The sequence below is a fragment of the Aeoliella mucimassa genome (genome assembly GCF_007748035.1).
Classification (GTDB): domain Bacteria; phylum Planctomycetota; class Planctomycetia; order Pirellulales; family Lacipirellulaceae; genus Aeoliella; species Aeoliella mucimassa.
Window position 1 is genome coordinate 2,508,167 of the sequence record NZ_CP036278.1, and the last position, 24,862, is coordinate 2,533,028.

At 56.6% G+C, this 24,862-nt stretch carries 26 protein-coding genes; 14 read left to right on the forward strand and 12 right to left on the reverse strand.

Annotated features, from left to right (window positions below; all coding sequences use genetic code 11):
• Positions 1-63: 63 nt before the first annotated feature.
• Positions 64-1,935 carry a glycoside hydrolase family 97 protein gene (locus Pan181_RS10100; protein ID WP_145246699.1) on the reverse strand — a complete coding sequence of 624 codons (1,872 nt, stop codon included), beginning with the start codon at positions 1,933-1,935 and terminating at the stop codon, positions 64-66.
• Between the two features lie 1,694 nt (positions 1,936-3,629).
• On the opposite strand from Pan181_RS10100, the gene Pan181_RS10105 reads away from it, so the two are divergent.
• A complete protein-coding gene (locus Pan181_RS10105) occupies positions 3,630-4,571 on the forward strand; it encodes an IS5 family transposase (protein ID WP_145244898.1) in 942 nt (313 codons plus the stop codon).
• A gap of 21 nt (positions 4,572-4,592) precedes the next feature.
• Positions 4,593-5,102: a site-specific integrase gene (locus Pan181_RS10110; RefSeq protein WP_145246700.1), complete on the forward strand. Its 510-nt coding sequence runs from the start codon at positions 4,593-4,595 to the stop codon at positions 5,100-5,102.
• Here Pan181_RS10110 and Pan181_RS10115 read toward each other — a convergent pair.
• On the reverse strand, positions 5,089-5,466 hold the full coding sequence (locus Pan181_RS10115; RefSeq protein ID WP_197529127.1) for a helix-turn-helix domain-containing protein: 378 nt from the start codon (positions 5,464-5,466) through the stop codon (positions 5,089-5,091). The genes Pan181_RS10110 and Pan181_RS10115 overlap by 14 nt on opposite strands.
• 166 nt (positions 5,467-5,632) lie before the next feature.
• On the opposite strand from Pan181_RS10115, the gene Pan181_RS10120 reads away from it, so the two are divergent.
• From Pan181_RS10120 to Pan181_RS10145, 7 genes are all read left to right on the forward strand, one after another.
• Complete coding sequence (locus Pan181_RS10120; protein WP_145246702.1) at positions 5,633-5,881, forward strand: hypothetical protein; 249 nt, start codon at positions 5,633-5,635, stop codon at positions 5,879-5,881.
• A 508-nt stretch (positions 5,882-6,389) separates the two neighbouring features.
• On the forward strand, positions 6,390-7,019 hold the full coding sequence (locus tag Pan181_RS10125) for a recombinase family protein (protein WP_145246703.1): 630 nt from the start codon (positions 6,390-6,392) through the stop codon (positions 7,017-7,019).
• Positions 7,020-8,364: 1,345 nt separating this feature from the next.
• Complete coding sequence (locus Pan181_RS27005; protein ID WP_145246704.1) at positions 8,365-8,550, forward strand: helix-turn-helix transcriptional regulator; 186 nt, start codon at positions 8,365-8,367, stop codon at positions 8,548-8,550.
• Positions 8,528-9,076 (forward strand): hypothetical protein, encoded by a 549-nt coding sequence (locus Pan181_RS10135; protein ID WP_145246705.1) that lies wholly within the window; start codon positions 8,528-8,530, stop codon positions 9,074-9,076. Before Pan181_RS27005 ends, Pan181_RS10135 begins: the two co-directional genes overlap by 23 nt.
• On the forward strand, positions 9,069-9,557 hold the full coding sequence (locus Pan181_RS10140; protein WP_145246706.1) for a hypothetical protein: 489 nt from the start codon (positions 9,069-9,071) through the stop codon (positions 9,555-9,557). Before Pan181_RS10135 ends, Pan181_RS10140 begins: the two co-directional genes overlap by 8 nt.
• Positions 9,558-9,813: 256 nt before the next feature.
• Positions 9,814-9,957: a hypothetical protein gene (locus tag Pan181_RS26065; protein ID WP_197529128.1), complete on the forward strand. Its 144-nt coding sequence runs from the start codon at positions 9,814-9,816 to the stop codon at positions 9,955-9,957.
• Complete coding sequence (locus tag Pan181_RS10145) at positions 9,929-10,633, forward strand: hypothetical protein (RefSeq protein ID WP_145246707.1); 705 nt, start codon at positions 9,929-9,931, stop codon at positions 10,631-10,633. The genes Pan181_RS26065 and Pan181_RS10145 overlap by 29 nt, the downstream gene beginning before the upstream one ends.
• Positions 10,634-11,394: 761 nt before the next feature.
• On the opposite strand, the gene Pan181_RS10150 is transcribed toward Pan181_RS10145, so the two are convergent.
• Both Pan181_RS10150 and Pan181_RS10155 read right to left on the reverse strand, forming a co-directional pair.
• The gene (locus Pan181_RS10150; protein WP_197529129.1) at positions 11,395-12,903 is read right to left on the reverse strand and encodes an Lcl domain-containing protein; all 1,509 of its coding nucleotides are present in this window, start codon (positions 12,901-12,903) and stop codon (positions 11,395-11,397) included.
• Positions 12,900-14,243: an Lcl C-terminal domain-containing protein gene (locus tag Pan181_RS10155; RefSeq protein ID WP_197529130.1), complete on the reverse strand. Its 1,344-nt coding sequence runs from the start codon at positions 14,241-14,243 to the stop codon at positions 12,900-12,902. Before Pan181_RS10155 ends, Pan181_RS10150 begins: the two co-directional genes overlap by 4 nt.
• Positions 14,244-14,517: 274 nt before the next feature.
• Here Pan181_RS10155 and Pan181_RS10160 point away from each other — a divergent pair, with 274 nt between their 5' ends.
• Both Pan181_RS10160 and Pan181_RS10165 read left to right on the forward strand, forming a co-directional pair.
• On the forward strand, positions 14,518-15,156 hold the full coding sequence (locus tag Pan181_RS10160) for a sigma-70 family RNA polymerase sigma factor (RefSeq protein ID WP_145246709.1): 639 nt from the start codon (positions 14,518-14,520) through the stop codon (positions 15,154-15,156).
• A 29-nt stretch (positions 15,157-15,185) separates the two neighbouring features.
• The gene (locus Pan181_RS10165; RefSeq protein WP_145246710.1) at positions 15,186-17,201 is read left to right on the forward strand and encodes a serine/threonine protein kinase; all 2,016 of its coding nucleotides are present in this window, start codon (positions 15,186-15,188) and stop codon (positions 17,199-17,201) included.
• Between the two features lie 7 nt (positions 17,202-17,208).
• Here the strand turns inward: Pan181_RS10165 and Pan181_RS10170 are convergent, their stop codons facing one another.
• The gene (locus Pan181_RS10170) at positions 17,209-17,631 is read right to left on the reverse strand and encodes a hypothetical protein (protein WP_197529131.1); all 423 of its coding nucleotides are present in this window, start codon (positions 17,629-17,631) and stop codon (positions 17,209-17,211) included.
• A gap of 98 nt (positions 17,632-17,729) precedes the next feature.
• Between Pan181_RS10170 and Pan181_RS10175 the strand changes: the two genes are divergently transcribed.
• Both Pan181_RS10175 and Pan181_RS10180 read left to right on the forward strand, forming a co-directional pair.
• A complete protein-coding gene (locus Pan181_RS10175; RefSeq protein WP_145246712.1) occupies positions 17,730-17,993 on the forward strand; it encodes a response regulator transcription factor in 264 nt (87 codons plus the stop codon).
• Positions 17,994-18,180: 187 nt separating this feature from the next.
• Positions 18,181-19,197: a 3'-5' exoribonuclease YhaM family protein gene (locus Pan181_RS10180; protein ID WP_145246713.1), complete on the forward strand. Its 1,017-nt coding sequence runs from the start codon at positions 18,181-18,183 to the stop codon at positions 19,195-19,197.
• Between the two features lie 13 nt (positions 19,198-19,210).
• Here Pan181_RS10180 and Pan181_RS10185 read toward each other — a convergent pair whose 3' ends face one another.
• From Pan181_RS10185 to Pan181_RS10210, 7 genes are all read right to left on the reverse strand, one after another.
• A complete protein-coding gene (locus Pan181_RS10185) occupies positions 19,211-19,969 on the reverse strand; it encodes a DUF4261 domain-containing protein (RefSeq protein ID WP_145246714.1) in 759 nt (252 codons plus the stop codon).
• Positions 19,970-19,972: 3 nt separating this feature from the next.
• Positions 19,973-20,875: a peptide chain release factor N(5)-glutamine methyltransferase gene (gene prmC, locus Pan181_RS10190; protein ID WP_145246715.1), complete on the reverse strand. Its 903-nt coding sequence runs from the start codon at positions 20,873-20,875 to the stop codon at positions 19,973-19,975.
• Positions 20,876-20,950: 75 nt separating this feature from the next.
• Complete coding sequence (gene prfA / locus Pan181_RS10195; RefSeq protein WP_145246716.1) at positions 20,951-22,024, reverse strand: peptide chain release factor 1; 1,074 nt, start codon at positions 22,022-22,024, stop codon at positions 20,951-20,953.
• Between the two features lie 97 nt (positions 22,025-22,121).
• A complete protein-coding gene (gene rpmE, locus Pan181_RS10200; RefSeq protein ID WP_145246717.1) occupies positions 22,122-22,358 on the reverse strand; it encodes a 50S ribosomal protein L31 in 237 nt (78 codons plus the stop codon).
• 639 nt (positions 22,359-22,997) lie between these two features.
• Positions 22,998-23,153 carry a hypothetical protein gene (locus Pan181_RS26070; protein WP_197528608.1) on the reverse strand — a complete coding sequence of 52 codons (156 nt, stop codon included), beginning with the start codon at positions 23,151-23,153 and terminating at the stop codon, positions 22,998-23,000.
• A 329-nt stretch (positions 23,154-23,482) separates the two neighbouring features.
• The gene (locus Pan181_RS10205) at positions 23,483-24,130 is read right to left on the reverse strand and encodes an IS630 family transposase (protein ID WP_145244957.1); all 648 of its coding nucleotides are present in this window, start codon (positions 24,128-24,130) and stop codon (positions 23,483-23,485) included.
• On the reverse strand, positions 24,118-24,582 hold the full coding sequence (locus Pan181_RS10210; RefSeq protein WP_145244956.1) for a helix-turn-helix domain-containing protein: 465 nt from the start codon (positions 24,580-24,582) through the stop codon (positions 24,118-24,120). Before Pan181_RS10210 ends, Pan181_RS10205 begins: the two co-directional genes overlap by 13 nt.
• Positions 24,583-24,703: 121 nt before the next feature.
• Here Pan181_RS10210 and Pan181_RS26775 point away from each other — a divergent pair, with 121 nt between their 5' ends.
• Entirely contained in the window at positions 24,704-24,838 is a 135-nt protein-coding gene (locus Pan181_RS26775) for a hypothetical protein (RefSeq protein WP_261342250.1), read from the forward strand.
• Positions 24,839-24,862 lie beyond the last annotated feature (24 nt).

Consider the following 24,862-nt stretch of genomic DNA (forward strand, 5'->3'; position numbering starts at 1 on the left):
TCACGTCGAGCGGGTGATTGGCCTCCTTGAGATTGTTGTACTATCGAGATCCTACAACCTGGCTCAATCCTCCACCGGTCGGAGCCAGGCAACGTACCCACCATCGGCACTCAGACGGAGGCTCAACCGCTGTCCGCCGGCGATCTTCCCGTCGCGCCGATCAAACTTGGCATTCTCTCCCTCGGTATCACGAAGCTCGACCAGTTGGTACTGCTTGTCGCCAAGAAAACGGGTATCGATCTCAAACTCACCAGCCTTGGCGTTGAGTACGCCGATAAACCAATCGTCACCCTTGCGACGGGCAAACGCGGCCAGCGAACCTACCTGACTGCCCGGCAGCACAATGGTTTCGTCCCATGTCGAGGGTATCGCCTTCAGCAGGTCGGCCGCATCGCTCTCGAGATAGTGAGCTGGACTGTCGCCCATGCACAGCAGCGGCGAGGTATAGACCACCGCCATCGCTAGTTCGTGGGCGACGGTCGACCCGTTCAGCTTGTCGGCAGCGAGCACCGTGGGAGTGTAGTCGGCAGGCCCCTGCACATAACGCACAAACGGCAACGCGGTATCGTGCGAGGCCGGCAGCTTACCCTGTTTGCGACCACGGATCGCTTCCCGCGTCAGCTCGTTGGGCCAAGTTCGCTCGCGGCCTGTTGGTTTCAGCGCCCCGTGAAAGTTGATCATCAGGTGAGCCTGTGCCGCATCGGCGAGTGTTGCATCGTACCAGTCGACCCACTCCCGATTCGCGGGATGGGGAAAGTCGATTTTCAGGCCAACCAGACCAATGCTGCGAGCCTTGGCAAAGTACGCTTCGCGTTGCTGGTGCGTGAATACGTACTTCGAATCGACCCACGCCCACAACTGCACGTCTCGTTGCTCCGCGTACTTCACCAGATCGGCCAAAGCCTGCCAGGCCGCTTCGTCGCCGCCATTCCAGTTTCGCCAGCCATCGTCGATCAGGTAGTATTCCCACCCCAGTTCGCTGGTGCCATCGATCCACGCTTCCTGATCCTCAAGGCGTGGGTGGAACGTCACGAGCCAGTGCCAGCAGCACCGCCCTGGCTTGATCCACTCCGCATTTTGCAATGCTTCGTTTGGCGGAGGGCAAAGGTTGCTCACCACATCGCTATTCACCAGTTGATTCAGATTGTCGGTCATCACGACCACTCGCCAGGGAGTCACGATGTCGCCGGTGTGTTCCCAACCATTCGAGTCGTCGTGAAACACTTGCCGAAACTTACCCTCGCCCGAAACCTCGATCACCATGTCGCTGTAGTGCACCAGATTCGCTTCGGTGATCATGGCATAACTGCCATCGGCTAGCACCATCGTGGTCGGAATCATCAAACGCGACCCCGTTTCGAGCCCGCCGACGCTGAAGCCCAGGTACTCTCCCTCGTACGATCGATTCCCCGCGCCTTGTTGCCAGATCGTAGCGTCCACGGGAAACTGCCAGTCGGCGAAGTCGCCATCGATGTGAGACGCCCCTTCACGATCGACCTTCAACCGATAGGCGACCGCGTCGTCAAACAACCGAAACTCAAGGCTCCATTTCTGACCATCCTGCGACTGCACCTGCACGACGTACTCGTTGTAATGATTCGTCGCGGTCGAGTGGGCTCCGAATCGACGATACGTCTCGTTCACTTCTTTCACCGGCGAGATCGCCAAGACCTTTGGTTGCTCCCCTAAATCGACTCCATCGATGCGGAGGCCAATGCCTGCTGCTTCGGCGACTTGTTGGTCGTTGAGCGAAAGCGCTGCCGATAGCTGAGGAGTTGTCGTAAGCTGGCACTTCACCTGGCCATTCGGGCTGCTGAGCACCTCGGCCCGAGCGTCGCTCCAACACAGCGTTGCCAGTGCTACGACAAGGACGAGTCCCCGCCGAAGCAGAGACGATTGGCTTAGGCAACCGGGCATGAGTTGGAGCAAGGTCATCAGATTCTCTTGGTTCAAGCAAAGTGAGAGTAGAGCAAGCGGATTCCTGCAGGATACTGGTCCCCCGCGCGAGGTACCATCCGCACCATCGTGCGACAGAGGTCCATCACCTTCATCACGACAAGCGGCTCTCAATTGACCGCAGGATGCACCCCGCCCACGTCGATCCAGCAACTAATACCAAGAACCGAGCAAATAGTTACACACATCGGTGCAGCGTCTCTCGTTCCGGCGAACCGCCAATTCCCTGCGACCTCGCGATCTCCCTTCGGCAAACGGACTGAGTGCGCGTATCGAACGTCTGCGGATAACAAGTGCGTGCTCATTCTCCGTAGTGATCTTGCCAAAACCTTGCGGCTCTCCCCTCCGTCCCAATCTGCGATGATGACCTCGCCTGGGCGAAATAGATTCCCACCGCTCACGAATAGATTCCCAATTTACCCACCGATGGGAAAATTGAATCTTCGCCCACACTACAAAACCAGTGCATTTCGCGCCCGAATAGATTCCCATTCCCCAAAACGCATCGAGTGGGAATCTATTTTCGCGATGGGAATCTATCGCAAGTCGTTTGACTGCATGCATTTACATCAACACCTCCGGGATAATTGCCCAAAATAGATTCCCATAGGTGGGAAACTATTTTTGGGAGGAGAGTTTGGATTTCGGATTGCGGAATGCGGATTGGCGACTGCGGAATGTCATCCTGAAGGAGCTTCCGGCGACTGAAAGATCTAGCCTACCGCTTACAGCCTAAAGCCTAGAGCCAATAAAGCTTCCAGCGACGCAGCCCCATCACCGCATTACCATCCGCGCAGCAGCGAACGCCCACGCCGGCAACCCTTCGCCTGCGCGTCGCTAATCGTTCGAGCTCAAAACAAGCATCACAACTGATTCACCTCCAATCACTGAAAAAGCCAACAGCCGATAGCTGAAAGCCGACAGCCTCTCATACCTATCCATTAGAACACCACAGGTGGCCAATTCCCAGCAGAAACTGGTGAGATCAGAAAAGTTGTTTAGCCCGCAGCCGGCGGCGTCGGCTAGCGATGCGAAACAAGAGTTCTCGCAGACTTTCCCGCAGATTTGCAGCGCCGGGGAGTAGAATACCAGGAGAAACAGCGGCCTCCACCAACAGCCACCCCGCCCTACCCTTCAGAGCATCTCCCCACACTGCCGGATAAGCCGGCAGTGGCAACCTAACCGAGTGGTTCAGAGCTCCACGCTGGCGCGGTGGGTGCCGGGGGCTCGGTGGAGGCTCTCGACGGTAAGCGGGCTGTCGATGCCTCTACAATCGAGGCAAGACCAAACGGCTAATTACTGCTCCATACTTCTTCGAACCTAATTCCGCGCAGCCCCAACCCTTCCACTTGGTATTTGAAATCGTATATGTCATCTACCAGACCTGAGTGTGTGAATAGCCTGGATTTCACGTACTGGGGGTACCTGGGACCTGTCGCAACCTTGAATATCCCCGTTCTAGGTATGAGCCCCGAAACAAAGCAAAGCTGCTTTGCTCTAATAGCCAAACCACTTTTCTGTCCGATCTCCCACTGGGTCATATCGTAGTCGATGCAATCCGAACAAGAGGTTACATTTAAGATAACTGAACGGCCTTGTTGAACAATTAGTCACAAACCTCCGTAAAAACTAACGTGGAATGGAACCACGTACCTTTTTTACGGAGATCGAACATGGCTACGAAAGAAAAACGAACCTACAAAGTCACGAACTGGAAGGAGTATAACAAGTCGCTCATCGAGCGTGGAAACATCACTATTTGGTTTAGCGACGAGGCGTTGGAGAACTGGGAACATCCTAACGACCAGACAAAAGTCGGTCGCCCTTTTGTCTTCAGCGATACGGCGATCGAGTGCTTGCTGACGATTCGCGAACTGCTGAAACTTCCCTATCGGCAGACTGAGGGATTCGGCCGCTCGCTGGTGGCGATGTTGGGCGTCGAGGCAGCGATTCCCAATTATTCTTCGCTCGCCAAGCGAGCCAGCAAGCTGAATGTTTCGCTCGATATCGCTAACAAGAGGGGCGACATCGATATCGTGGTGGATAGCACCGGCATGAAAGTGTTTGGCGAGGGCGAATGGAAGATGCGGACGCATGGCAAGTCGAAGCGGCGGACATGGCGGAAGCTGCATTTGTCGGTGAATCCTGACACCCGCGAGATTGTGGCGGAGATTTTGACCGAGAACAGTTGCCACGATGCCGATGCGGTTCCCGAAATGCTGGAGCAGGTGGAGCAGCCCGTAAAAAAGTTTCACGGCGACGGTAGTTACGACAAGTGGAAGGTTTATGAAGGGCTGGAATCCGAAGGCATTGAGCCGGTGATTCCGCCGCAGCACAACGCCAAGATCAAACAACATGGCAACTCTGCGGAGGAGCCTTTGCCCCGGGACGAGGCAATTCGTCAGATTCGACGCAAGGGGCGTAGGAGTTGGAAAGAGGAAGTGGGCTATCATCGTAGAAGCTTGGCGGAAACGACCATGTACCGAGTGAAACAAAGCTTTGGGAGCCATCTCAAAAACCGAGTATTCGAAAACCAACAAACGGAAGCCCGCTTGCGCTGTAAAATCATCAATCAATTCACCCAACTCGGGCTTCCACAGTTCGAGTGGAGTTAGTCAACAAGGCCATTGCGGGCTATGATTTTGCTCGGTATCAACTGCGGTTTCGGTAATGACGATTGTGCCTCCCTGCCCATTGAAGCCCTAGACCTGGGCGACGGCTGGCACAACTACTGGCGGCCAAAGACTCAGATTCAACGCCGCTGCCCGCTCTGGCCAGAGACAGTTGCCGCACTACAGAGAGTAATAGGCGACCGCGATCTAGGCCCGGTATTCGTGACGAAATACGGCAACGCCTGGATAGGCAAGGGGCGGGCGAATCCGATTGCCTATGAATTCCGCAAGCTAACCAGAGCCATCGATATCTATCGAAAAGAGATAACCACGTTCTACAGCCTCAGGCGAACATTCGAGACAGTATCAGGGGCCGCCCCGGTTAATCAATCGGTAGTCGATGCAATCATGGGCCATACACCCGCAGCTACCAATATGGCGGCCATCTATCGGCAGCGGGTTTTTGACCGATCGTTGAAAACCTGTAGCAACTACGTTCGCCAGTGGTATCGAGGTAAAATCAAAATCGACTAGCCCGCCGTGCCGTGGTTGGCTGCTCTTGTCGGTTGGCCAGAAACGAGTCTAGCTCTTGCCTTGTTATGATCCAGCGAGGCCGGTTGCCGTTGGCAATGTTGGCCGCCCGCAATTCGTTGTTGCGAATCCAGCCGCGAACGGTATCAGCATCAACCCCCAAGATTCTCGCCACGTCGCTAGGGGAGAGCGTGTCAGGATCGGCGGGGCCGTCGCTCGGCAGCGAGGCCAGACAGTCAACCAGCACCGCCGCACAATCCGCGGCTGTCTCGACCCAGCCAGCCCTGGCGAGTAGTTCGCCGCGGCCATGCCCCAGCAGTCCCAATTTCTTGGCGGCGAACGTCGCCACGCCCCTGGGGTCTGCCATCGTCGATTCGTGGTCGAGTGGCTCTGCCTCTTTGAGGTGCTCGGTAAGCCAATTTCGTAGCTGGCGGGTAGTCATACTCCAAGCATAGGCTACGAATCGCACAGGGAGGACGGTACAATTCGCACAGTTATATTACTCGCTCCCGCCTGCGCAAAAGGAAAAAGCCATGGAACGCAAAACCGAACCCGTTTCTCTGAACCAGTTTCCGTCCGAAATAGAAAACACCGAGAAGCTGCAAGATCAACTGAGCAAGGTAGCTCAAGATACTGGGGTAATGAAAGCAATAATCACAATGCTGTGCGATCAACTGGAATCACCGACCGCACCCCCGTGCGACGAAGGGGTCGAAGGCCACAACCGTGGTATAAAGCGTGCGAAAGCTCTTGGAGTGATTAACCGTTTCTTCGGGGAATAGCCAACCCCTAGAGTCCCCAACAGAAAAACAACTCTCTGTCAGAGGATAGGGCGTACCAACCCCTACAGCCAATACCTTTCTCATCACCGGCGAAATCAAACCCACCCCCGGTACCCCTACCTCTGACCTCTCTACCTCTCTACCACTGGGACTCTCGCTCCCTGTACGTCAGCCGGGGACGCTGAGCAACTCTAGCCATCGCGGCTAGCAGCACCACCAAACAACAGGCCAGCCAGAGCCACGCGGCCACGCTGCCAGCAAGCCCCCACCAGCAGCGAGCCAGCACGGGGCACAGCACCTGGGGTATTTCTTGTAGCGTGGCTGTTGGTTGTGTGAGGTCGAGAGGTAGCGGGGCTGCTGAGGTAGGGTTAGTGCAATTACTCTATATCGCCCAATTCTCCGCGCTGGCGTGTTTATACTAGGGAGACATAATGCCGTTTCGTTTTGACATTCCATCGAACGCACGTTTTAGAATGTATAATTGAGTACACCCCTGGAGTATTCACCTATGAAATTTGTCGCTTACTATCGTGTCTCTACTCAGAAGCAAGGCCAGTCTGGCCTAGGCCTTGAAGCCCAGCAGCAAGCGGTTAGCAACTACTGCCAGCCGGTCGAGAGTTTTACTGAGGTCGAGTCTGGCAAGAGCAAGCAACGGCCAGAGCTAGCTAAGGCCCTGGCAGCATGCAAGAGGCTGGGGGCTACGCTGGTTGTCGCCAAGCTAGATCGGCTGGCCCGCAACGTGGCGTTTGTTTCCGCTCTAATGGAATCGGGCGTCGAATTCGTGGCGTGCGACAACCCGACCGCCAACAGGCTGACGGTTCACATTCTGGCCGCCGTGGCTGAGGATGAAGCCCAGCGAATCAGCGAGCGGACTAAGGCCGCCCTGGCAGCCGCTAAGGCCAGAGGCGTCAAGCTGGGCAATCAATCCAACCTCATTACCACGGCGGCACCCGCGGCCCGTGCGGCCAACGTGGCGGCTGCTGACCGACACAAGGCCGATATCCTGCCCGTGGCCAGAGGCCTCAGGGAGGCCGGTAGGACGCTGCAAGAGATAGCCGACATTCTGACCGGGCGGGGTATTCTGACCCGCCGCGGCAAGGCCTGGAGCCCTACCGCCGTGCGGCGATTGCTGGCGTAGCCCCGCCTGGGGCCACAATCTGACCCTCTGAACCCGGCCCCGAGCCGGGTTTTTTGTTGTTTAGCAAGTTGCGTGCCAGCGCGGAGCAGCAAATCTTGGGCCGCCATTTTGCGGGAAACCGCGCGGAGAGAGGCCGATTGTAACGATAGGGCCGGTTTTGACGGTTCTGCGGGGTGGTGGGGTTGTGGCGATTTATCCGAGGGTAACGATTGTATAAGTCGAGAGGATTATTCCGCCGCCGTGAACGTATATACACTGTACTGATGTACAACTTTGCTGCGTCGGCCAAACAGGGAATTCTAAGTACTTCCTCCCCAGGCCATTTGCGCGAATTGCCGTAACTCTATATATAGCAACAGGTTGCATCGAGGGAGGCAACTCCCCTTGCACCCCAGGATTTAGGGAGGCTGCTCCCCAGGCCTCCCCGAATCAGGCCTCCCAGACCCAAAATCGTGCGGCCGACCGCACGCGTGGTCCCTCCATGGAGGGGGCAACTTGGGCAAAGCTCCCCACCTGAGGGAGGTGCAAGAGGCCAACCTCCCTCGGCCCAAAAAATCAAAAACTATCAGTAAATATAGTCTCTTTTTCAGTTTCGCCAGAAATAGCTGGGGAGGCTGAGGGAGGCTTGGGGAGGTTGATTTTGTTAATTTATTACTATATTTATAGACTATACTCTCTTGAACCCTAGTAAAATTAGTACTTAAGTCAGTGGAAGATAAGAAATTAGAGAAAATAAGCGTTTTGCAAAATAGTAATAGGACTAGTTGCCTCCCCCTCCCCCGGGTGCAATGCCCTGGGAGAAGTACCTAGGAGTGCAGGGGCTGTCAGAATGGCAGGCGCTGGCGGTCGCAATTCCGCCCAGGCGGGGCCTGGGCCGTGCCATAATGGCAGCACCGCGGGGCCTCACTCCTAAGTACTTCTTTTTTTGATTGGGTCTAATGCCGAGAGAAGTACTTAGTGGTGAATCTGGGCACCCCTGGCAAGGTGCGTAGCCTGGATATGCCCTGAGAGGCTCTGAGAGGCCGCCTGAGGGCCCCAAATCAAATCAGGCACTCACCTATAGCCGCCTGGAATCCGATGCGTTAGAGAGGCTGTGAGGCGTCCGGCTGTGCCGGTCGTAACTATTTTTCACTTTTTTCCGATTTTACTAAAAGTCATAAGTCGTTTCCAGCAAACGGCTTATACTAGAAACGTAGCGCGAAAAAAGAGTCTATAATACATATAGGGAGGGGAATTTGGACCTATAATACTTATAGAGGGAATGATTGGCACGCGCATTGCATATACCCTCTTGACTTTTCTTCGCCGGGCTCTCCGGCATACCCCAGCAAAGGCAGGTGCCACCATGACTATCACTGTAAAGCAGCTAGCAGAGTTGCTCCAGGTCAAACGCAACACAATCTACCGCTGGCTAGAGATTGGCGAGCTACCGCAACCATTCCGGGTTGGCCGGTCGGTACGCTGGCTCGATACCACAATCGCCACATGGCTGGCAGAGAGGCAGGAGGATGCAACAACTAGCACTCAATAACTACCCGCACCCAGTCTTGCTGGATGATGATGACTTCAATTGGGCTAGCTTGATGCTGGGCGGGTGGTACTGGCACCAGCGTAATGGCGTGGTCAGGAATGGCGAGCGTGGCACTGAAACGCTAGCCCGCCTGATTCTGAGAGCCAAGCCCCACCAACGCATTAGCTACATCGACGGCAACAAATTGAATTGCCAGCGAGCAAACTTGAAGCTGGCCAAGCCTCAGCCGAAACCGAAAGCCAAGCCCAAGCCCAAAGCCAAGCCCAGCCGCAAGCCTAGAGGCACCAGCGGCGTTACGGGTCTATCGTGGCACGGTCGCAAGCAAAAATGGCAAGCCCGGATTACGCACGATGGCAGAACCCAGCACCTAGGCTGGTTTGTCGATCCGCTTGACGGAATCGAGGCCCTGGACAGCCGAGCCCGTGAATTGAGTCTGCCGGTATCAGGAATCAATTTTGATAACCTGACAAAGGATCAACGCGATACGTTTAGGCGACACTGGGAGGCAGCACGGGGCGATGAGTAACCACCACCCCGCGATAGTCGCGGCCTTTCAACGCACCTGCCTCCCCGATCCCAGCAGCATCACCCCATTCGCGTATGAGGAATGCTCACGCGAATTGATTACAGTAAATCAATTAATTTGGAGTCTGGCCGCCTACTTCGATTTGCACACTGCACATTACATAGTGTTCGACCAAGAGCCCGATTACCTAAGATTCGGTGAAGGCTGGCGGGGCTACGCAAAGCTCAAAAGGGATCAGGGCTTCTCAGTAACTTATATTGCTCTGATCGTTAGAGGCTGGTGGGGCAAAAGCTGTAGCTCTGAAATCGACCGACTGACTAATGAGAAAGCCAGAGAGGCCCAGCGCGGTCACGATAGGGCCTACTGGAAACGCATGAAAGAGGCCAACAGCCCCAAGTATCAGGCCCGCCTAGCCCGCATGCGAGAGTATTCTAAAAACAAGCGTCGTGCCCAGCAATTGGCGAAGCTGGCCAACTGCTAACGCTTGGGCTGTCTATAGCAGCAAGCCTCACAGCCTCAAGACTCGTAGTCACCAGAGGTTGTGAGGTCCAATACATGCCGCCGCGGCGGCCAGCCGCCCCGCGTTATTCGCGTGGGGTGGCTCTACAAATCTCCTGGCTCTTACCGTACCGCCGTTTTTTACACTGGCGGTTTGTTAAGTGTACGGCGAGCCACCGCCGCCCCGCGTAGTGGCATCGCGTGGGGCGGCACCTTTTATTCAGCGCTGGAGGAAACACATGACAGAGCAAGAGAAACAGCGGCTATTAGAGGCCGCGTATTTAATCCGCGATTTTCGCAAACGCGAAATCGAAATCCAAAAAATCGAACAAGGGGAAAAACATGAAAAAGCGAATGACAACGCCAGACGGAAAAATCTTTGAGTATGAGGCTGGCGACGATGACAGCTACCGCAATGCTGAGGCTCGCCAATCAGAGTATGAGGCCGCCGCACGGGCGGCACTCTCGGAGCGGGTGGGCCGGGAAGTAACTGACCGGGAATGGCTCAACCAGCGACTGGAGGCCAGCGACGACCGCAACTACATGGAAGCGGTAGAGGATGATAGCTGGCAGCCAGTGCTACGCGACAGAGAGCCGAGCCAGCTAGAGCGACTGCTGGCCAGTACCGAGGCCGAGGCCGAGAGGAAACGCGACCCGTATAAAAACATGACGCAAGAGGAAGCGATTGCGTATGATCTGAAAAACATGATCGACCGCGAATCGAAGCAAGAGCTAGCCCAGCAACACAAGGCCAACCACCTCAAGAGCGTGGCCCCGAAACTGGAGGTGCTCGATAAGTTGATTAGCAATGAAAGCTGGAACCCAGAGAGCGACGAACGATTCCGCGTGTTATTGAGCAAGGCCCGCCGTCAGGTTGCCGAGCCCGATCATTGCCCCGCTGAGGCCCAGCGGCTGCTACAGCAGGTAGACACGGTACTGGAGGCAAGGCAGACCAACCGGCAGGCCTCACTACTCCAGCAGCGAGAGGCCCTAGAGGCCGCCCTGGAGGCCAACAGCGAGCAGCTAGACACGTTGGCCGATCCTGAATCGGCTGAGTAATTCCCCTGCCCCGGCTGCCACTAGGGAGGGTCAGTCCCGGCAGCCGGGGTCTAATTGGCGAGAGTGTGAATTATGCTACGGCCTGCACCCGCCACCCCGCAGCCTCAGGGTAACAAATGAGGCTGCGGGTTTTTGTCAACCCCCCCGAGAGAGCTATGCGCCAAACCGCAACCCTAGTCGAGAAAGCCCTGGAGCTACTCAAGCAAGGCAAACATTCAGAAGCCCGTGAGATAATTAAGCAGGCGGTAGAAGCGAGGTAGCCGCTTATTGAGAAAGCCTCAGTCGTCATTCGTGGCGGCTGAGGTTTTTTCATGTATACTGGGGGCCGCCACCCCAGGCCGGTTAGACTCAGGTAAAAACACGCTGGCCCCCCTGGCAAGAACCCTGCACGCTGGCGGCCTGGGGTGGCATTTTGGGACGATACCCCGATACCCGCAAAGCCGGTTTTAGAGGGTCTCGGAGAGGTCGAGAGGGCCAAAAACCCCTATTTTTATAGGGTTTCTCCGAGACAGAAATCGATTAGAAGTCCGCTGCTCTATCCAGCTGAGCTACGGGCGCTGAGTAACATCCCCATAGATTACGGCGAAACGCTTCGTCTCGCTAGAGCGTCTGGGGAAATGTCCTTCCGACCTTCGGTTCGATTGGGCCGTGGTTCGCATCGATCGTCGACTTGGTGATCCATAACCTCACGTCACACAATACCCTGCCTGCGTTCGCGCAAGCAGGGTTTTTTGTGCGATCAGCAAGCTGGCCCAAGGGTACTAACGCCGAGGCGGGCCTTGAGGGGCTTCGTCGGGTGAGATCTGCCCGTCGTTGTTCCGGTCGAAGTCGCTGAAGTGGTGGACCGGGCCGTCGAACTCCTGGCGAGAGACCTGATGGTCGCCGTCGCGGTCGAGTCGCCGCACCCACTGCTCGCCAGGCACTCCCCTGCCGCCGCCAGAGGGCGGCTGACGTCCTGCAGCGGCGGCAGGACGAGCATTGGCTGTGTGGCTCTCAGGGGCCGCTGCGACTGGCTCGGCGGTGCCCCCGCGGACGCAGCGAACCAGGTTGTAGATGCGTACCACATCGCCCTGCGGGCCTCGACCTTGGACGAACCGCGAGGCATCTCCCAGCTTGGGATCGCATCGCTGGGCCCCTGCCCCATGCACGTCGAGCAACTGTTTGGTGCCGGTCCAATTGCCTCGTGCGGCCATGAACCCAAGACCCCGACCAAAGCAAATATAAACGGCCGAGTCGCCGGAGTTCACACTGGCGTGCGTGGTGCTGGTCCAGTACTGGCCGAAGTCGAGCAGATCGCCTTCGTTGCGGATCGCGGTCGATTGGAACATTGGATCAATTGCAGCGGTGCTGGTCGTGCTTGGCGAGCGACCATAGTCGACCAGGCTGTGGAGTTCCTTCGCGTTCGGCAATCGCCAGTCGCTATGGCCGGCGTACTCCAGCGACTCGGCCCACGCGAGTGCTTCGCGCCAATCGAGTTTGCCATCGTGCCGTGGACCAGCATTAAGCGAGATACTATCGACTTTCATCCACTCCAGCCCGGTGGCACGATCGGTGATGGTGCCATCGCCATGGTCAACATAGTCGTTCGCGCCGTACTGCGTATTGCCCCGCACGTAGATCACGTAGAACGTTTTAGCATCGCCCCGTGGGGTTCGTCCCGTGGGATAACCTTTGATGCGACCATCGGCAAAGTTCACGCCGAACATCGCAGGCATGGAGAACATGACCCTGTCGACATACACGGTGCTCGTCGCCCACTGCGAATCGATGATGCGATCGCCATCGGATGCCTGCCCGTAGCGAAACTGGAAGTAGTTCGTATCGATGAAGGGACGCAGCCGCGAGCTATCGCGACTTGTCGGATCGGGGTCGGTACCAGTGAACTGGATCAGGGAGTAGAGTTCCTTGATGGTGGGGAGTCGCCAATCCTGGTAGCCTGCGGTCTGGCACTTTGCGGCCCCCGCAACAGCTTCGTCATACGACTTCTTACCGCCGGGATCCGCTTGCCACATCAAGCCAGTCACAAGATCAGTGATGGTTCCGTCGCCGTTGTCGCGATACTCGGGAGCATTCCCTTGATACTGGGCATCCTGCCCGTAGAAATGATCCCCAGGCTTGGGGTACTCCGTCTCGCGGCGTTCGTCGTAGCAGCGGGTTTGTCCCGTATCGACGATCGCGTACGGCAGCTTGGCCGTGGGCTCGTCGGCATTCGTTGGTGCAACACAAACCGCCGATAGCATCAAACAAGAGAGTGTTTGTCGGATACTCATTCTGTTGCTCCTTCGTGTCGGCGGAAACGGCCAATCAAAACTAATAGTAGGCCGCACGTGCTGAGCGCAATCGTCGAGGGCTCGGGCACGGTTGTCTGGTCGCGAACCAATCGCACGTAATTGAATACGCGTTGTACGTCGCCTTGAGGGCCATTCCCTAAGCTGGGGTAATCGGCTGGATCGCCGGCCTTGGGATCACTGCGCTGAGAACCTGCTCCATGGACGTCTTGCACGGTCGTGCCGTCCATCGTTCCGAGTCCTTCACCAAAGGCAACATACACCGCATTTTCGGCAGTGCCTGTAAAGCTGAGGAAGCTAGTGCTCGACCAATAGAACGCATAGTCCAATTCTCCCGCTTCGTCGATGATCTGCGTGGCATCGAATAGTTCATTGATGGCAGCCGAGTTCGTTGCATCGGGAGAGCGGCTGTAATCAACCAGGCTTTGCAACTCCTTCGCGTTGGGTAATCGCCAGTCGTTGTGCCCCAGGTAGTTCTCGGCGTTCATCTCTTCAGCCCAAGCCAGGGCCGATTGCCAGTTCATGCCTTCGCCACTGTCGGTCTGAGCCCACATCAACTCGGTAGCTTCGTCGGTAATCGTACCATCGCCGTTGTCGACAAACTGGTTCACTCCGTATTCAGGATTGCCGCGCACAAAACGGGCATAGTAAGTCTTGGCGTTGCCAGCACCATTGCTGTCGGCCGGGTAGCCTTTGATGCGCCCGTCAGCAAAGTTCACACCGAACATCGCCGACTGATTGTCCATGACGGTGCTGGTATAAAGGGTGCTTGTCGCCCATTGCGAGTCGATCATTCTTTCGCCGGCCGAAGTATCGCCATAAGCAAACTGAAACACAGTATCGTCGATAAACGGAGTAGCTGACTCGGGCGTAGCACTCATTGTGTTCGGATCGGTACCGCGATAGTCGATCAGGGAGTACAGCTGCTTAATCGAAGGCACACGCCAGTCGTTGAAGCCTCCGTAATTGTTCGAATTGAGCACTGCTACATAGGCTAGTGCGTCGGCATAGGACATTTTATCATCGGCATCAAGCGCACCATCCCCGTTCCAATCGGCACCTTGAGTCCAGGTGAGGCTGGTCACGTTATCCAGCACCGATAATCCATCGCTGCTGACCGAGTAGCTAAACGCATGGCCCTCGAACTGGGCGTCCTGACCATAGAATGGATTGCCTGAAGTGGGAGCTGTGATACTGACAGCGTTCCCATAGAAAGTGGATTGCCCAGTGTCGACGATGTTGTAGTTTGCTCCCTCTGCTTGCTGCTGATGAAAGATCAAGGCCACCAAAAGTAGGGGGATCTGGAGATAAGGGCGTGCCATCTGTAATAATTCTTCCTGCTGGGAGGTCATTTGGGGGAATGCATCCCGTCCGTTCCACATTGCAAGAATCGGACTTCGGCTTCTCTGTCGTTCCTTAGCCCTAAACGCGAAGCACCCTACAACGTCTACCAGTAGTGCGGGAAATGTCGAGAAAAACGCTGCAAGCGGGTGGTTTTCCCTAGATGAGGTACGTGCAGTAAGTCTTTCCAGTTTATTCGTCCCGTGCGGTAGAATTGGGAACTCGTCTTGCGTTTATAGATAGATGGGCCCATATATGAACGACCCGCCGGAAAAACTCTTGCAGCTTGTAAGCCTTATTCGCCTTGGCGATTTACAGGCACTGGCCAGGGTGTTTGCATTGCAACGTCCACGTCTGCTTCGCACGGTGCAGTTTCGTCTCGATCGACGTCTCGCGGGACGGATTGATCCTGAGGACGTGCTGCAGGAAGCCTATCTCGCAGCGGTCGATCGAATCGGCCACTTCTCGGGCGAGACGGCCGCTTCGCTGTACGTGTGGTTACGGCTCATCGTGACTCAATGCTTAGCCGATCTATATCGCCGGCATCACGGCGCTCAGAAGCGAGATGTTGGTCGCGAAGTATCGTTGCAGGCAACCAATCCAGCGCAGAATACTTCGTGTTGCATTGCGGTCGAACTATCGGGCAAGCTTACTTCGCCCAGCCAGGCAGCCATTCGCGAAGAGCAATCACGCCGCCTGCAGGAACTGATCGAAGAGATGGACGAGATCGATCGCGAAGTACTCGCGCTGCGGCACTTCGAGGAATTGACCAATAGCGAAACCGCCGAGGTGCTCGGCATCCAACCAAAAGCGGCCAGCATCCGCTACATTCGCGCGTTGCGTCGACTCAAAGACGTCATGTCAGCAGCCGGTTATAGCGACGATCTGAAGTAGTTGTTCTCGAAGGGGCAAGAGAGATTGTGATGAGTGATCACTCGGACGCAGAACGCGAGCCAATTGAACTGTTGGCCGAGGAGTTTGTTGATCGCATCCGGCGCGGAGAACAGCCGACGGTCGAGGAGTATGCCTCGCGAAGTCCCGATCTGGCCGAAGAGATTCTCGACTTGTTTCCCGCCATTGCTGCCATCGAGGAATCAAAAGTCCCCAGCGAAGGTTATATCAAGTTAGCTCCCCCACCAGAGTGCTTGGACGACTTTCAACTACTTCGAGAGATTGGCCGCGGCGGCATGGGTATCGTGTACGAAGCGTACCAAAAGTCGTTGGGCCGTCGAGTTGCTTTGAAGCTGCTGCCAAAGCTGGCGTTGTACAACACCAGTCACCTGCAACGCTTCCGTCGCGAAGCACGCACTGCAGCGAAATTGCACCACACCAATATCGTGCCAGTCTTCGGTGTGGGGCATCAGGACGAGTATCACTACTTCGTGATGCAGTTCATCGAGGGGGCGGGACTCGACCGAGTCTTGAAACGCCTTGAGCAGTCGATGAGTGTAAACGACAAGATAAACGTGAGCGAGATCGTGCAATCGATAGCGGCATCGCAAGAGACGATTGCCGATCGAGCGATGCTTACGACCTTTTTGGATATCGAACCAGAAGACGACCTGCGCGAAGCTCGTGATTCGGAAGAGCAAAGCAGCGCGTCGCTCAGCGGTTCCGTTCAACTCACTCCAGGAGCTTCTCCGCGAAACTACTGGGAGTCTGTTGCAGTGCTCGGCGTTCAGGTCGCCGAAGCCCTTGCGTACGCGCACCAGCAGGGAGTGTTGCACCGCGATATTAAGCCAGCCAACCTATTGGTGGATACTCAGGGCAAAGTGTGGGTGGCCGACTTCGGGCTTTCCAAGGCGTTGGAAAACGAGCAGTTGAGCGCTTCCGACGAGATGATGGGAACGCCGGCTTACATGGCTCCTGAGCAACTTCGCGGAGAGACCGATCACCGCAGCGACATCTACAGTCTCGGACTCACGCTTTACGAACTAGCGACGTTGCAAAGTCCGTTTCCGGCTGCGAATCGCGCGGAGTTATTGCATCGCATTGCTACCGAGCAGCCCGCTCGTCCACGGCAAGTCCGTCCCTCCATCCCAACTGACCTGGAGACCATCATCCTAACGGCGATCGCTCCCGAGCCAGCCAGTCGATACCAATCAGCCGACGACTTAGCGGGCGACTTGCAGCGGTACCTGGAGAATCGGCCGATCGTCGCTCGGCGCACCTCCGCACTCAAGCGACTATGGCTGTGGCATCGACGGAATCCAACCGTGGCTGCCCTGTCGGGTGCGGCCATCGCGTTGTTGGTACTGGTCGCAGTGACCGCCATGATCGGTTATGCGCACACAGCGAGCGCCTTGGCGGGGGAGCGTAAGCAGCGCGAGCGAGCCGAAACTGCCAACGAGCTAGCCGTCGAGGCGCTCGATCGCATTTACTCGCAGCTCTCCCCCGATCCGGCGATGGCAGCCCGCTTGCCCCAGGATCGGACGCCGGTCTCTCCCGCTACTGCGGCCATGCTGGAAGAGATGCTCACGTTCTACGACCGGTTGGCGGAGCAGGAGGATGGCCAGGTCACGTATGGAGAGCAGATCGCGCTGGCGAATCGGCACATTGGAGATATACGTCACCATCTTGGTCAACTTGAACAGGCGAAGTCTGCTTATCTGAAAGCGCTCGAACAGTATCGCGTGCTCGATGAAGTAGCGGACGCGCGCGTCCACCTGTTCGATCAGGCCATTGTGCTTGTCGAGTACGGCATTGTCATCGACCGTTTACGCGAGCCTGCCGAGGCAAGGGAGTCGTGGAAAGAAGCGAAGAAGTTGCTATCTCAGCTGCAGGAAACCAGTAACCTATCCAGCGAGATGCATGTGCTGGAAGTTCGAGTAAAGGACTTGCTAGAAGGTCGGAAGGATAGTCGCCCGCCGATGCATCGTGGCGATGGCATGGATCGCCCAAGACAGCCACGTCGACCAGTTGGGCCACGCAGAGGTTGAGCCGCAGTCACGAATTCACTCGCCATTCGCCTTGCTTCATGCGGCCTGCCGCCCCTGTTTCCGTAGGGTATCCTTGGCGTTCATGGAATTTGGATAAATTCGAATGCGTTTTTGTTAAATCGCTTGTTTGCACGAATGCGCTGCGCTGTTGAGTGTATGCGCTACGGCGCATAACACAGAGTTTTTTTCCTACTTCTTGACTGTTCGCCATATAGTTGACCTGTGGGCGATTGACGAACATCGAACTATCATCCATAACAACGCAGCTTTGTTTACAGCAGGCTGATTGCTTATTAGATTGGTAATCAATTAAGTAAGCCGTTGTTTTTTTCGTACGTGAGCTATTGCGGTTCGTCTCGTAAAGGATGCTTGGTGAGAAGTAGTTACCGCAAGCAACGTGCTGCAAAGAGATTGCTGTACGGATTTCCAATTGTTCAACCGACTACTGAGTTACAGGAATCTGCAAAATTTGGTCTTGCTCAAAACCGCATCTTAGCATTTTGAGCGAAATCATGTAAAACCACCATCATGTCACACGATCTAACTCCCCGCGAATGCGAAGTTGTCCGCCTCATCAGTCTCGGTTGCTCCGACCTGGATGCGGGCAAGGTACTTGGTCTCTCTCCTTCCACCATCAACACTCATCGCACGAACGCGATGCAGAAGTTGGGGGTGCGTAAAGTTGCGTTGCTCACGCGCTTGGCTATCAAGCATCGGATCACCAAGATGACCGATACGCTGACGCCTTCCGAGAAGCGTAAGTGCAAACGCAAGAAGGACGGCTGGAGCTAACACGGTTTCGCGCAGCGATTCCGAGTACTCTGCCAATTCCAAGGAACCCTTGCTACGCCCAAGTTGCGCGCGAGCTACAGGTTAGCTCGGGTAGTTTCAATCGAGGTATGTAGTCGGCGAGGACATTACAAGGTAATCTATAGGGCTTTCCGCACAAGCTCTCCCTATAGACGTTGCCAGAGTTCCAATGTCCGACATTACTTCGCTCCACTTGCTTGCGCCCGGTGAAATGGGCGACTTCTTTGCCCTGTTGGCCGAAAAGCAGGTGCTCGCAACCAAAGATGGCAAGCCGTACTACCGAGTGACGTTTTGCGACGCTGGACGCGAGGTCTGCTTTCCTATCTGGAGCGATGCAACGTTAGCGGCCACTTGTCGCGAAGAGTGGCAAGCCGGCGAATTCTATAAGCTCCGCGCGGAGCTTCGCGATACCAACTACGGGTTGCAGCTTGAGATTCACCGCATCCGCCCGGTGGAGGAGGCGGATCGCGAAGATGGCTTCGATCCACTGATGTGCGCTGCGCGTTCGCGTTTCGATCCCGAAGCGATGTTTACCGAACTGATGGAGATCGCCGAACAGGTGATCGACGATGAACCGCTTCGCGAGTTGGTCACTTCGATCTACGAGCAGTATCGCGATGAGCTGCTGCTGATGCCGGCCGCTCAATACAATCATCACTCTTATCTTAGTGGGTATCTTGAGCATGTGGTGAACGTCACCCGCAACGCGCGCGTGCTCACTGAGCTTTATGCACAATTGTACGACGAGTTGACTCCTCCGATTAACGTGGGGCTGGCGGTCGCTGGGGCGATGTTGCACGACATCGGTAAGCTGCGCGAACTCGCTACCGGTCCGGCGGGTGCCACTTACACTTCGGCTGGTACCTTGATCGGTCACGTACTGCAGGGGCGCGACATTGTTCGCGAAGCCGCAGTCGACAGCGATATCGATGAAGAGCTGTTGTTGCGGCTCGAGCACATCATCGTGTCGCATCAGCGATTGCCCGAATGGGGAGCTCCGAAGCCTCCGATGTTTATCGAAGCACTCATCGTGCATCACTCCGACGACCTCGACGCGAAGCTACAGATGATGGTGACCGCGATCAGCGAAGAGTCGGGTGAGGGGGAGTTTACCAGTAAGCGTAACGCGCTCAGGCAACCAGTGTTCCGTGGTAAGTTGGTGGAACCCAAAGAGGAAGAGGAGTAACCACCACAACTGGTTACTGAAAATCAAAGGAGAGCACTGCTTGCTCGCCGCCCAGGAAGGTGGTCGTTTCGTGAGCGGTTACCTGCACCTCGCCCGGCAGGCCGATCGCTTCGCCTTCTTTGATCACCGAGTTCTTTTCCAGCAGGTGATGGGCCAGGTTGTAGGCGTGGTTCATCAGTTCTTGAGGATGACCTACGTAGTGTGGCATCTCGATTTCGAGTTTCCCTAGCGATGCCATGCCGGTGGTGTAGAGTCGCATGCCGCCCTGGTCGTTCCCTTCCACCTGGAAGTCAAGCCACAGGTGCAGCGGCATGTCGTCGCGGGCCATTTGACTAGCGACTTCCACAAACGCGTTCGGTTCGTGCACCGCGCGACTACCGCCCCACTGGAGTCCCACCGCGTTGGCTTCGGGAAGCAGCGCGGCCATGAATCGGGTGAGCCGCATGCACTTGCGGATGCGGCTGCTTCCTTCGTCGATCAATGCGACGAGTAAGTGGGCCCGATGCTTTCCGAATTGCTCAGCTGCGTTTGGCCAGTACCAGGCGCGAGCCGCGGGGCCGGCGAGTTGGTCGGCCGGAATCGGTTTGTTGACCAGCGTGTAGGCGATGATCGCTTCGCCCCACTGAAAGGTGGCCATCGCTGGAGTTTGGCTCGACAGCTCAATCGCTGCCGAGTCGGGATTCGCCGCGTTGCACCGCGTTTGCACCGCAGTAGGATCAGGAAGCTCCGGCTGCTCGAGGGCAATCAGGGCCAACCATGTGTTGGAGTTCATCGGTTACCCTTCCAGACGGGCCTGAGCAATGCGAGCATGCCCGTCGATGTCTTTGAGTGTTGGCAGCAGAGCGAGGGGCGACTCTTCGATCAGTCGCTCAACCCGCGTTGCGATCATGGGACTCATCTCGATGGCCAGTACGCCAGTGGGAGTCAGACGCTCCGGCGCCTCACGAATGAGTCGTTCGATGACATCGGTCCCCTCGGGCCCACCGTCGAGAGCGAGCGCGGGCTCGAAGTCGCGAACCGTTTTGTTGAGTTGTTGCATCTCCTCCGAAGTCACGTAAGGAGGGTTCGATGCGATGAAGTCGTACTTTGCGTCGGCCGGCAGCGCCTGGTAGGCATCTCCCTTCACGAACGCGACACGATCGTCCACTTTGTGTTTCGCGGCATTGCGTTTGGCGACTTCAATCGCTTGCGGGCTGAGGTCGACCGCGGTCACCTGGCTTTTCGGCAAGTGCTTCGCCAGGCAGATGGCCACGATGCCGCTGCCGGTGCCGATGTCGAGCACTCGAAGCGGCGCATCGGCCCTGCCCTGCTGCTTGGCGTGGTCGAGGATCGCCATGACCAGATGCTCGGTTTCCGGTCGCGGGATCAGCACGTCGGGCGTGACTTCGAAGTCGAGCGAGTAAAACTCTCGCTTACCAACCAAGTAGGCGACAGGAGTTCCCGCAGCTCGTTTCTTCACCAAGTCGCGAAAACGCTGGCGAAGCTCCTCGCCGGCGACTTCGTCGAACGCGGTGTAAAGCAGAATGCGTTGGCAACCGCGGCAGTGGGCCAGTAGCACTTCGGCTTCGAGCCGGGCAGGTTCGATGCCCCGCTCGCCGAAGAACTCGGTGGTCCAATTCAGCAGCCGGCCGATGGTCCATGCATCCGGATCACGTTGTGCAGCTTCCGACGTGGACATGGGTGCGAGTAGCGATTGGTGCTTTGCGGTCTGGCGGTGTCATGCAACACCAACCAAGATGCTCGGCGCCAAAGGCTATTCCAATCCTTCCATCTGGTCGCGGAGTTGTTGACGGTCGTACTCAATCATCGCGTCGGTCACTGGTTGAAGATCGCCAGCGATGATCTGGTCGAGCTTGTACAGGTTCAGCCCGATACGATGGTCGGTCAGTCGATTTTGAGGATAGTTGTACGTGCGAATTCGCTGGCTGCGATCGCCGGAGCCAACCAGGCTCTTCCGCTCGTCGGCTCGTTTTTGGGATTCCATTTGCTGGAAGTGGTCGTAGATTCGACTCTTGAGCACCCGTAACGCTTTCGCCAGATTCTTGTGCTGACTCTTTTCGTCCTGACATTGGACGACGATGCCGGTTTCGAGGTGGGTAAGCCGCACCGCCGACTCGGTCTTGTTCACGTGCTGACCACCAGGGCCGCTCGCGCAAAACTTGTCCAACCGGTAGTCTTCCGGCTTCAGCTCGATTTCCACGTCTTCCGGCTCGGCCATCACCGCTACCGTGGCGGCCGACGTATGAACACGCCCTTGGGTTTCGGTTTCGGGCACGCGTTGCACCCGGTGGCCACCGCTTTCGTACTGCAGTTCGCGAAAGACGCCCTCACCCTCCATGGCGAGCGATATCTCCTTAAAGCCGCCAAGCTCCGTGGCACTAGCGTCCATTACTTCCATCTTCCATCGCCGAGCTTCGGCGTGGCGTTTGTACATTTCGTACAGGTCGCGGGCGAACAACGCGGCTTCGTCGCCGCCGGTGCCGGCCCGGATTTCCATGATGCAGCGAGTACGGTTGGCGTCTTCGCCGCCAACGGTGAGCCCGAGCAGTTCGTCCCAGATTTCTTCCCGCTCTTCGCGAAGCGTCTCGATTTCGGCTTCGGCGAGTTCACGCATGTCGGCGTCGCCCGCCTCCAACATTTCGCGGGCTTCGGACATTTCGTCGACGATTTGTTTGAAACGTCGGTAGCGACCTGCAAGCTTCGAGAGCGAACCATGTTCGCGGGCGGTTTGCGCAAGGCGATCGGAGCTACCGAGCACCTCGGGGTCGACTAAGTCCTTTTCGAGTTGCTCGAAGCGGGCGAGCTTGGATTCCAGCAAGTCGCGCATGATGGCGGGGGTTCGTAAGAGGAATTAGGGGGCAAAATACCGACAGTCCATAAGCCGGCGCAGACCTTCTGCGCCGAGCGAGTCAGTCGTGCCCTAGCTACTTCTTCTTTTTGCCCTTGGTCAAGCTGGCGTAACCTGCCTTCGAGAACTTGTTCTTGAACTTCTCGATGCGGCCGGCCGTGTCGATAAACTTCAGCTTGCCGGTGAAGAACGGGTGGCAAGCGCTGCAGATGTCGACCTTCAGCTCAGGACGCGTACTACGAGTGGTAAACGTATTACCACAACCGCAGTGCACGTTAGTTTCGACGTAATTGGGATGAATGCCTTCTTTCATGGCGCTTGCGCCTCCAACAGAAAATGCTGCGGGTGGTTGTATCGCTTCGCTCGGGGATGAGCGTAAAGGGTGCTCAGCTCTGTACTTAAGCGAATCCTTGAGTATATCGGTCACCCCTCAACCGGACAAGAGGCCACCGCCCCACTTATCGGTCCTCCCGCCCAACTCCGCTCGGTCCATACTTCCAGCTCCGCTCCGTCGATCTATCCAGCTCCACTCCGCCCACACGAATAGCTCTAATGGGGGGGGGCTGGCGGAATAGATTCCCACCGCCCCGAATAGATTCCCAACGCTGGGCAAATAGATTCCCAATTTACCCACCGATGGGAAAATTGAATCTCCGCCCACGCTACAAAACCAGGTGTTTTCGGCCTCGAATAGATTCCCATTCCCCAAAACGCATCGAGTGGGAATCTATTTTCGCAGTGGGAATCAATCGCAAGTCGTTTGCCAATAGAGAGTTGCATCAACACCTCCACGGAAAGTGCCCAAAATAGATTCCCATGGGTGGGTAACTATTCTGGAAGGAGTCAGGAAACAGGATTCGGGGGCCAGGGGAGTTTGGGATTTATGATTTCTGAATGGTGATTTCTGACTTGGGGATGTCATCTTGAAGGAGCTTCCAGCGACTGAAAGATCTCAGCTAGCCACTTCGAACGCACTACCAACGCGTAAGCCGTAGGATGCGGTCCAGGAGCGACAGCGACGCAGCCCCATCACCCACACGCGCAGCAGCGAACGCCCACGCCGGCAAACCTTCGCCTGCGCGTCGCCAGTAATCCGATATTTAGACAAGCATCACATTTTATTCACCTCCAATCACTAAAAAGCCAACAGCCGATAGCCGACAGCCAACGACTACCTGTTCATTGGAACACCATAGGTGGCCATTTTCCAGCGAAAACTGGAGCATTAAGAAAAATCGTTTAGCCCGCAGCCGAAGGCGATGGCTAGAGATGTGGACCTAGAGCCACCACAAGAATTCTCACGCAGAGAGTCGCCGAGCCCAAGAGGTCGAGAGGTCTAACCCATCCGTGATAATCCGCGTTCATCCGTGGCTAGAAACCGCTATCCACATCCTAGTCCACGCACTACCGCCGATCACTAGTACGTCGTCCCGGAAGTCATTTCCTATAGAGTTCAGGGAAGACGCGTTTGGCGTCTTTTCGATGGAAGGTCCAATTGATTTTGATTTTCTTCCGATTGCGGTCGCGTGAACAGTGGGAGAGTTCGCTTTGAACCTTGTCGAGCGAAGCCAACCGACGTCCCAGGCATTGTCGCTGTATGGCCGAGATTTCGATCTCGGCCATGTTGAGCCAACTGGCATGCTTGGGGGTAAAATGCCACACAATCCGCTCCAGCATTGGCCGAGCCGCCTCCTCGCCAAAGGTTTCGATCAACGACTTCTCGTTGTGCGTGTTGAGGTTGTCCATCACCAGATGAACCCGCTCTGCGTCGGGATAGCGCTTCAAGAGGTCGCGGACGAACCGGGCGAAGTCGGCTCGCTTGCGGTGACGCTTGGCCTGAACGAATCGCTTGCCCGCCTTCGGCTCGACCGCCACGAACACGCTGCAGGTTCCGCAGCGGCGGTACTCGTAGTCCTGCTTCGCGATCTTGCCGGGTGCCGCGGGCTCGGGCGGCCGCGCGTCGTCGACCCTCTGATAGGGCTGCTCGTCGAGGCAGACGACCGGCTCGTTCGGGTCGAGCGGCTTCTCGTACTGCTCGAGGACGTCCTCCATCCGCTCACAGAACTCGTCGTTCAGCTTGGGCACGCACCAAGTTTTTTTCGCCACGGCTTCAGGTCGTGTTCCTTGAGCCACAGCGAGACCTCCGTCACGCTGAGCGAATCGACGAAGCCTTCCTTCACCGCGTGCTCGCACAACAATTCCAGCGTCCAGCGAGCCCGTCCCTCGGGCGGCTCGCTGCACGCCAGGGCGATTACCTGTTGCTGCTGCCGCTTGGTGAACTCTGGGGGGCGGCCCGAGCGAGGCGCATCGTACACCGCCCGCTGGACGCCCTCTTCGCAGAACCGCTTTCGGACGGCTCGGACGTTGCGCGTCGTGCAGCCCACATGCTCGGCGATCTCTTCGTCGGTGCATCCCGAGTCCGATTTCAATAATATCTGGCAGCGACGCACCACTTGCGCCGCGCGGGCGCCTGAGCGTGCTAGCTGCTCCAAACCTCCACGGGCCTGGTGGTCCAGGCAAACAATGTGCTTTTTCATTCCGCAGCATATAGCAGCGGAATGGATTTCAGGAAAGACGTACTAGTTGGGATTCGTTGGCTGTTTGGTTTTTCAGGGGCGGTGACCTCAATTATTTCGTAAGCGTGCCCACGACCTCGTAATGAAAATGTACGATGGCGACTTTACGTTCGACGAAACCGAGCGTGTGCAGGTTGCCATCAATGCCTACGATGCTGGCGAAAACGATGGCACATCGTGTGTGCCACTGGCGAAGCCCATTACTGTCCGGAATTAATCTTAACCGATTCTGAACTTGCGC

Coding starts and splice junctions, on each gene's coding strand:
- Pan181_RS10100 (WP_145246699.1), bottom strand. CDS start 1,935: ATGACCTTGCTCCAACTCATGCCCGGTTGCCTAAGCCAATCGTCTCTG.
- Pan181_RS10105 (WP_145244898.1), top strand. CDS start 3,630: ATGGCTACGAAAGAAAAACGAACCTACAAAGTCACGAACTGGAAGGAG.
- Pan181_RS10110 (WP_145246700.1), top strand. CDS start 4,593: ATGATTTTGCTCGGTATCAACTGCGGTTTCGGTAATGACGATTGTGCC.
- Pan181_RS10115 (WP_197529127.1), bottom strand. CDS start 5,466: ATGGCAGACCCCAGGGGCGTGGCGACGTTCGCCGCCAAGAAATTGGGA.
- Pan181_RS10120 (WP_145246702.1), top strand. CDS start 5,633: ATGGAACGCAAAACCGAACCCGTTTCTCTGAACCAGTTTCCGTCCGAA.
- Pan181_RS10125 (WP_145246703.1), top strand. CDS start 6,390: ATGAAATTTGTCGCTTACTATCGTGTCTCTACTCAGAAGCAAGGCCAG.
- Pan181_RS27005 (WP_145246704.1), top strand. CDS start 8,365: ATGACTATCACTGTAAAGCAGCTAGCAGAGTTGCTCCAGGTCAAACGC.
- Pan181_RS10135 (WP_145246705.1), top strand. CDS start 8,528: ATGCAACAACTAGCACTCAATAACTACCCGCACCCAGTCTTGCTGGAT.
- Pan181_RS10140 (WP_145246706.1), top strand. CDS start 9,069: ATGAGTAACCACCACCCCGCGATAGTCGCGGCCTTTCAACGCACCTGC.
- Pan181_RS26065 (WP_197529128.1), top strand. CDS start 9,814: ATGACAGAGCAAGAGAAACAGCGGCTATTAGAGGCCGCGTATTTAATC.
- Pan181_RS10145 (WP_145246707.1), top strand. CDS start 9,929: ATGACAACGCCAGACGGAAAAATCTTTGAGTATGAGGCTGGCGACGAT.
- Pan181_RS10150 (WP_197529129.1), bottom strand. CDS start 12,903: ATGAGTATCCGACAAACACTCTCTTGTTTGATGCTATCGGCGGTTTGT.
- Pan181_RS10155 (WP_197529130.1), bottom strand. CDS start 14,243: ATGGCACGCCCTTATCTCCAGATCCCCCTACTTTTGGTGGCCTTGATC.
- Pan181_RS10160 (WP_145246709.1), top strand. CDS start 14,518: ATGAACGACCCGCCGGAAAAACTCTTGCAGCTTGTAAGCCTTATTCGC.
- Pan181_RS10165 (WP_145246710.1), top strand. CDS start 15,186: ATGAGTGATCACTCGGACGCAGAACGCGAGCCAATTGAACTGTTGGCC.
- Pan181_RS10175 (WP_145246712.1), top strand. CDS start 17,730: ATGTCACACGATCTAACTCCCCGCGAATGCGAAGTTGTCCGCCTCATC.
- Pan181_RS10180 (WP_145246713.1), top strand. CDS start 18,181: ATGTCCGACATTACTTCGCTCCACTTGCTTGCGCCCGGTGAAATGGGC.
- Pan181_RS10185 (WP_145246714.1), bottom strand. CDS start 19,969: ATGAACTCCAACACATGGTTGGCCCTGATTGCCCTCGAGCAGCCGGAG.
- prmC (WP_145246715.1), bottom strand. CDS start 20,875: ATGTCCACGTCGGAAGCTGCACAACGTGATCCGGATGCATGGACCATC.
- prfA (WP_145246716.1), bottom strand. CDS start 22,024: ATGCGCGACTTGCTGGAATCCAAGCTCGCCCGCTTCGAGCAACTCGAA.
- rpmE (WP_145246717.1), bottom strand. CDS start 22,358: ATGAAAGAAGGCATTCATCCCAATTACGTCGAAACTAACGTGCACTGC.
- Pan181_RS10210 (WP_145244956.1), bottom strand. CDS start 24,582: ATGAAAAAGCACATTGTTTGCCTGGACCACCAGGCCCGTGGAGGTTTG.
- Pan181_RS26775 (WP_261342250.1), top strand. CDS start 24,704: ATGAAAATGTACGATGGCGACTTTACGTTCGACGAAACCGAGCGTGTG.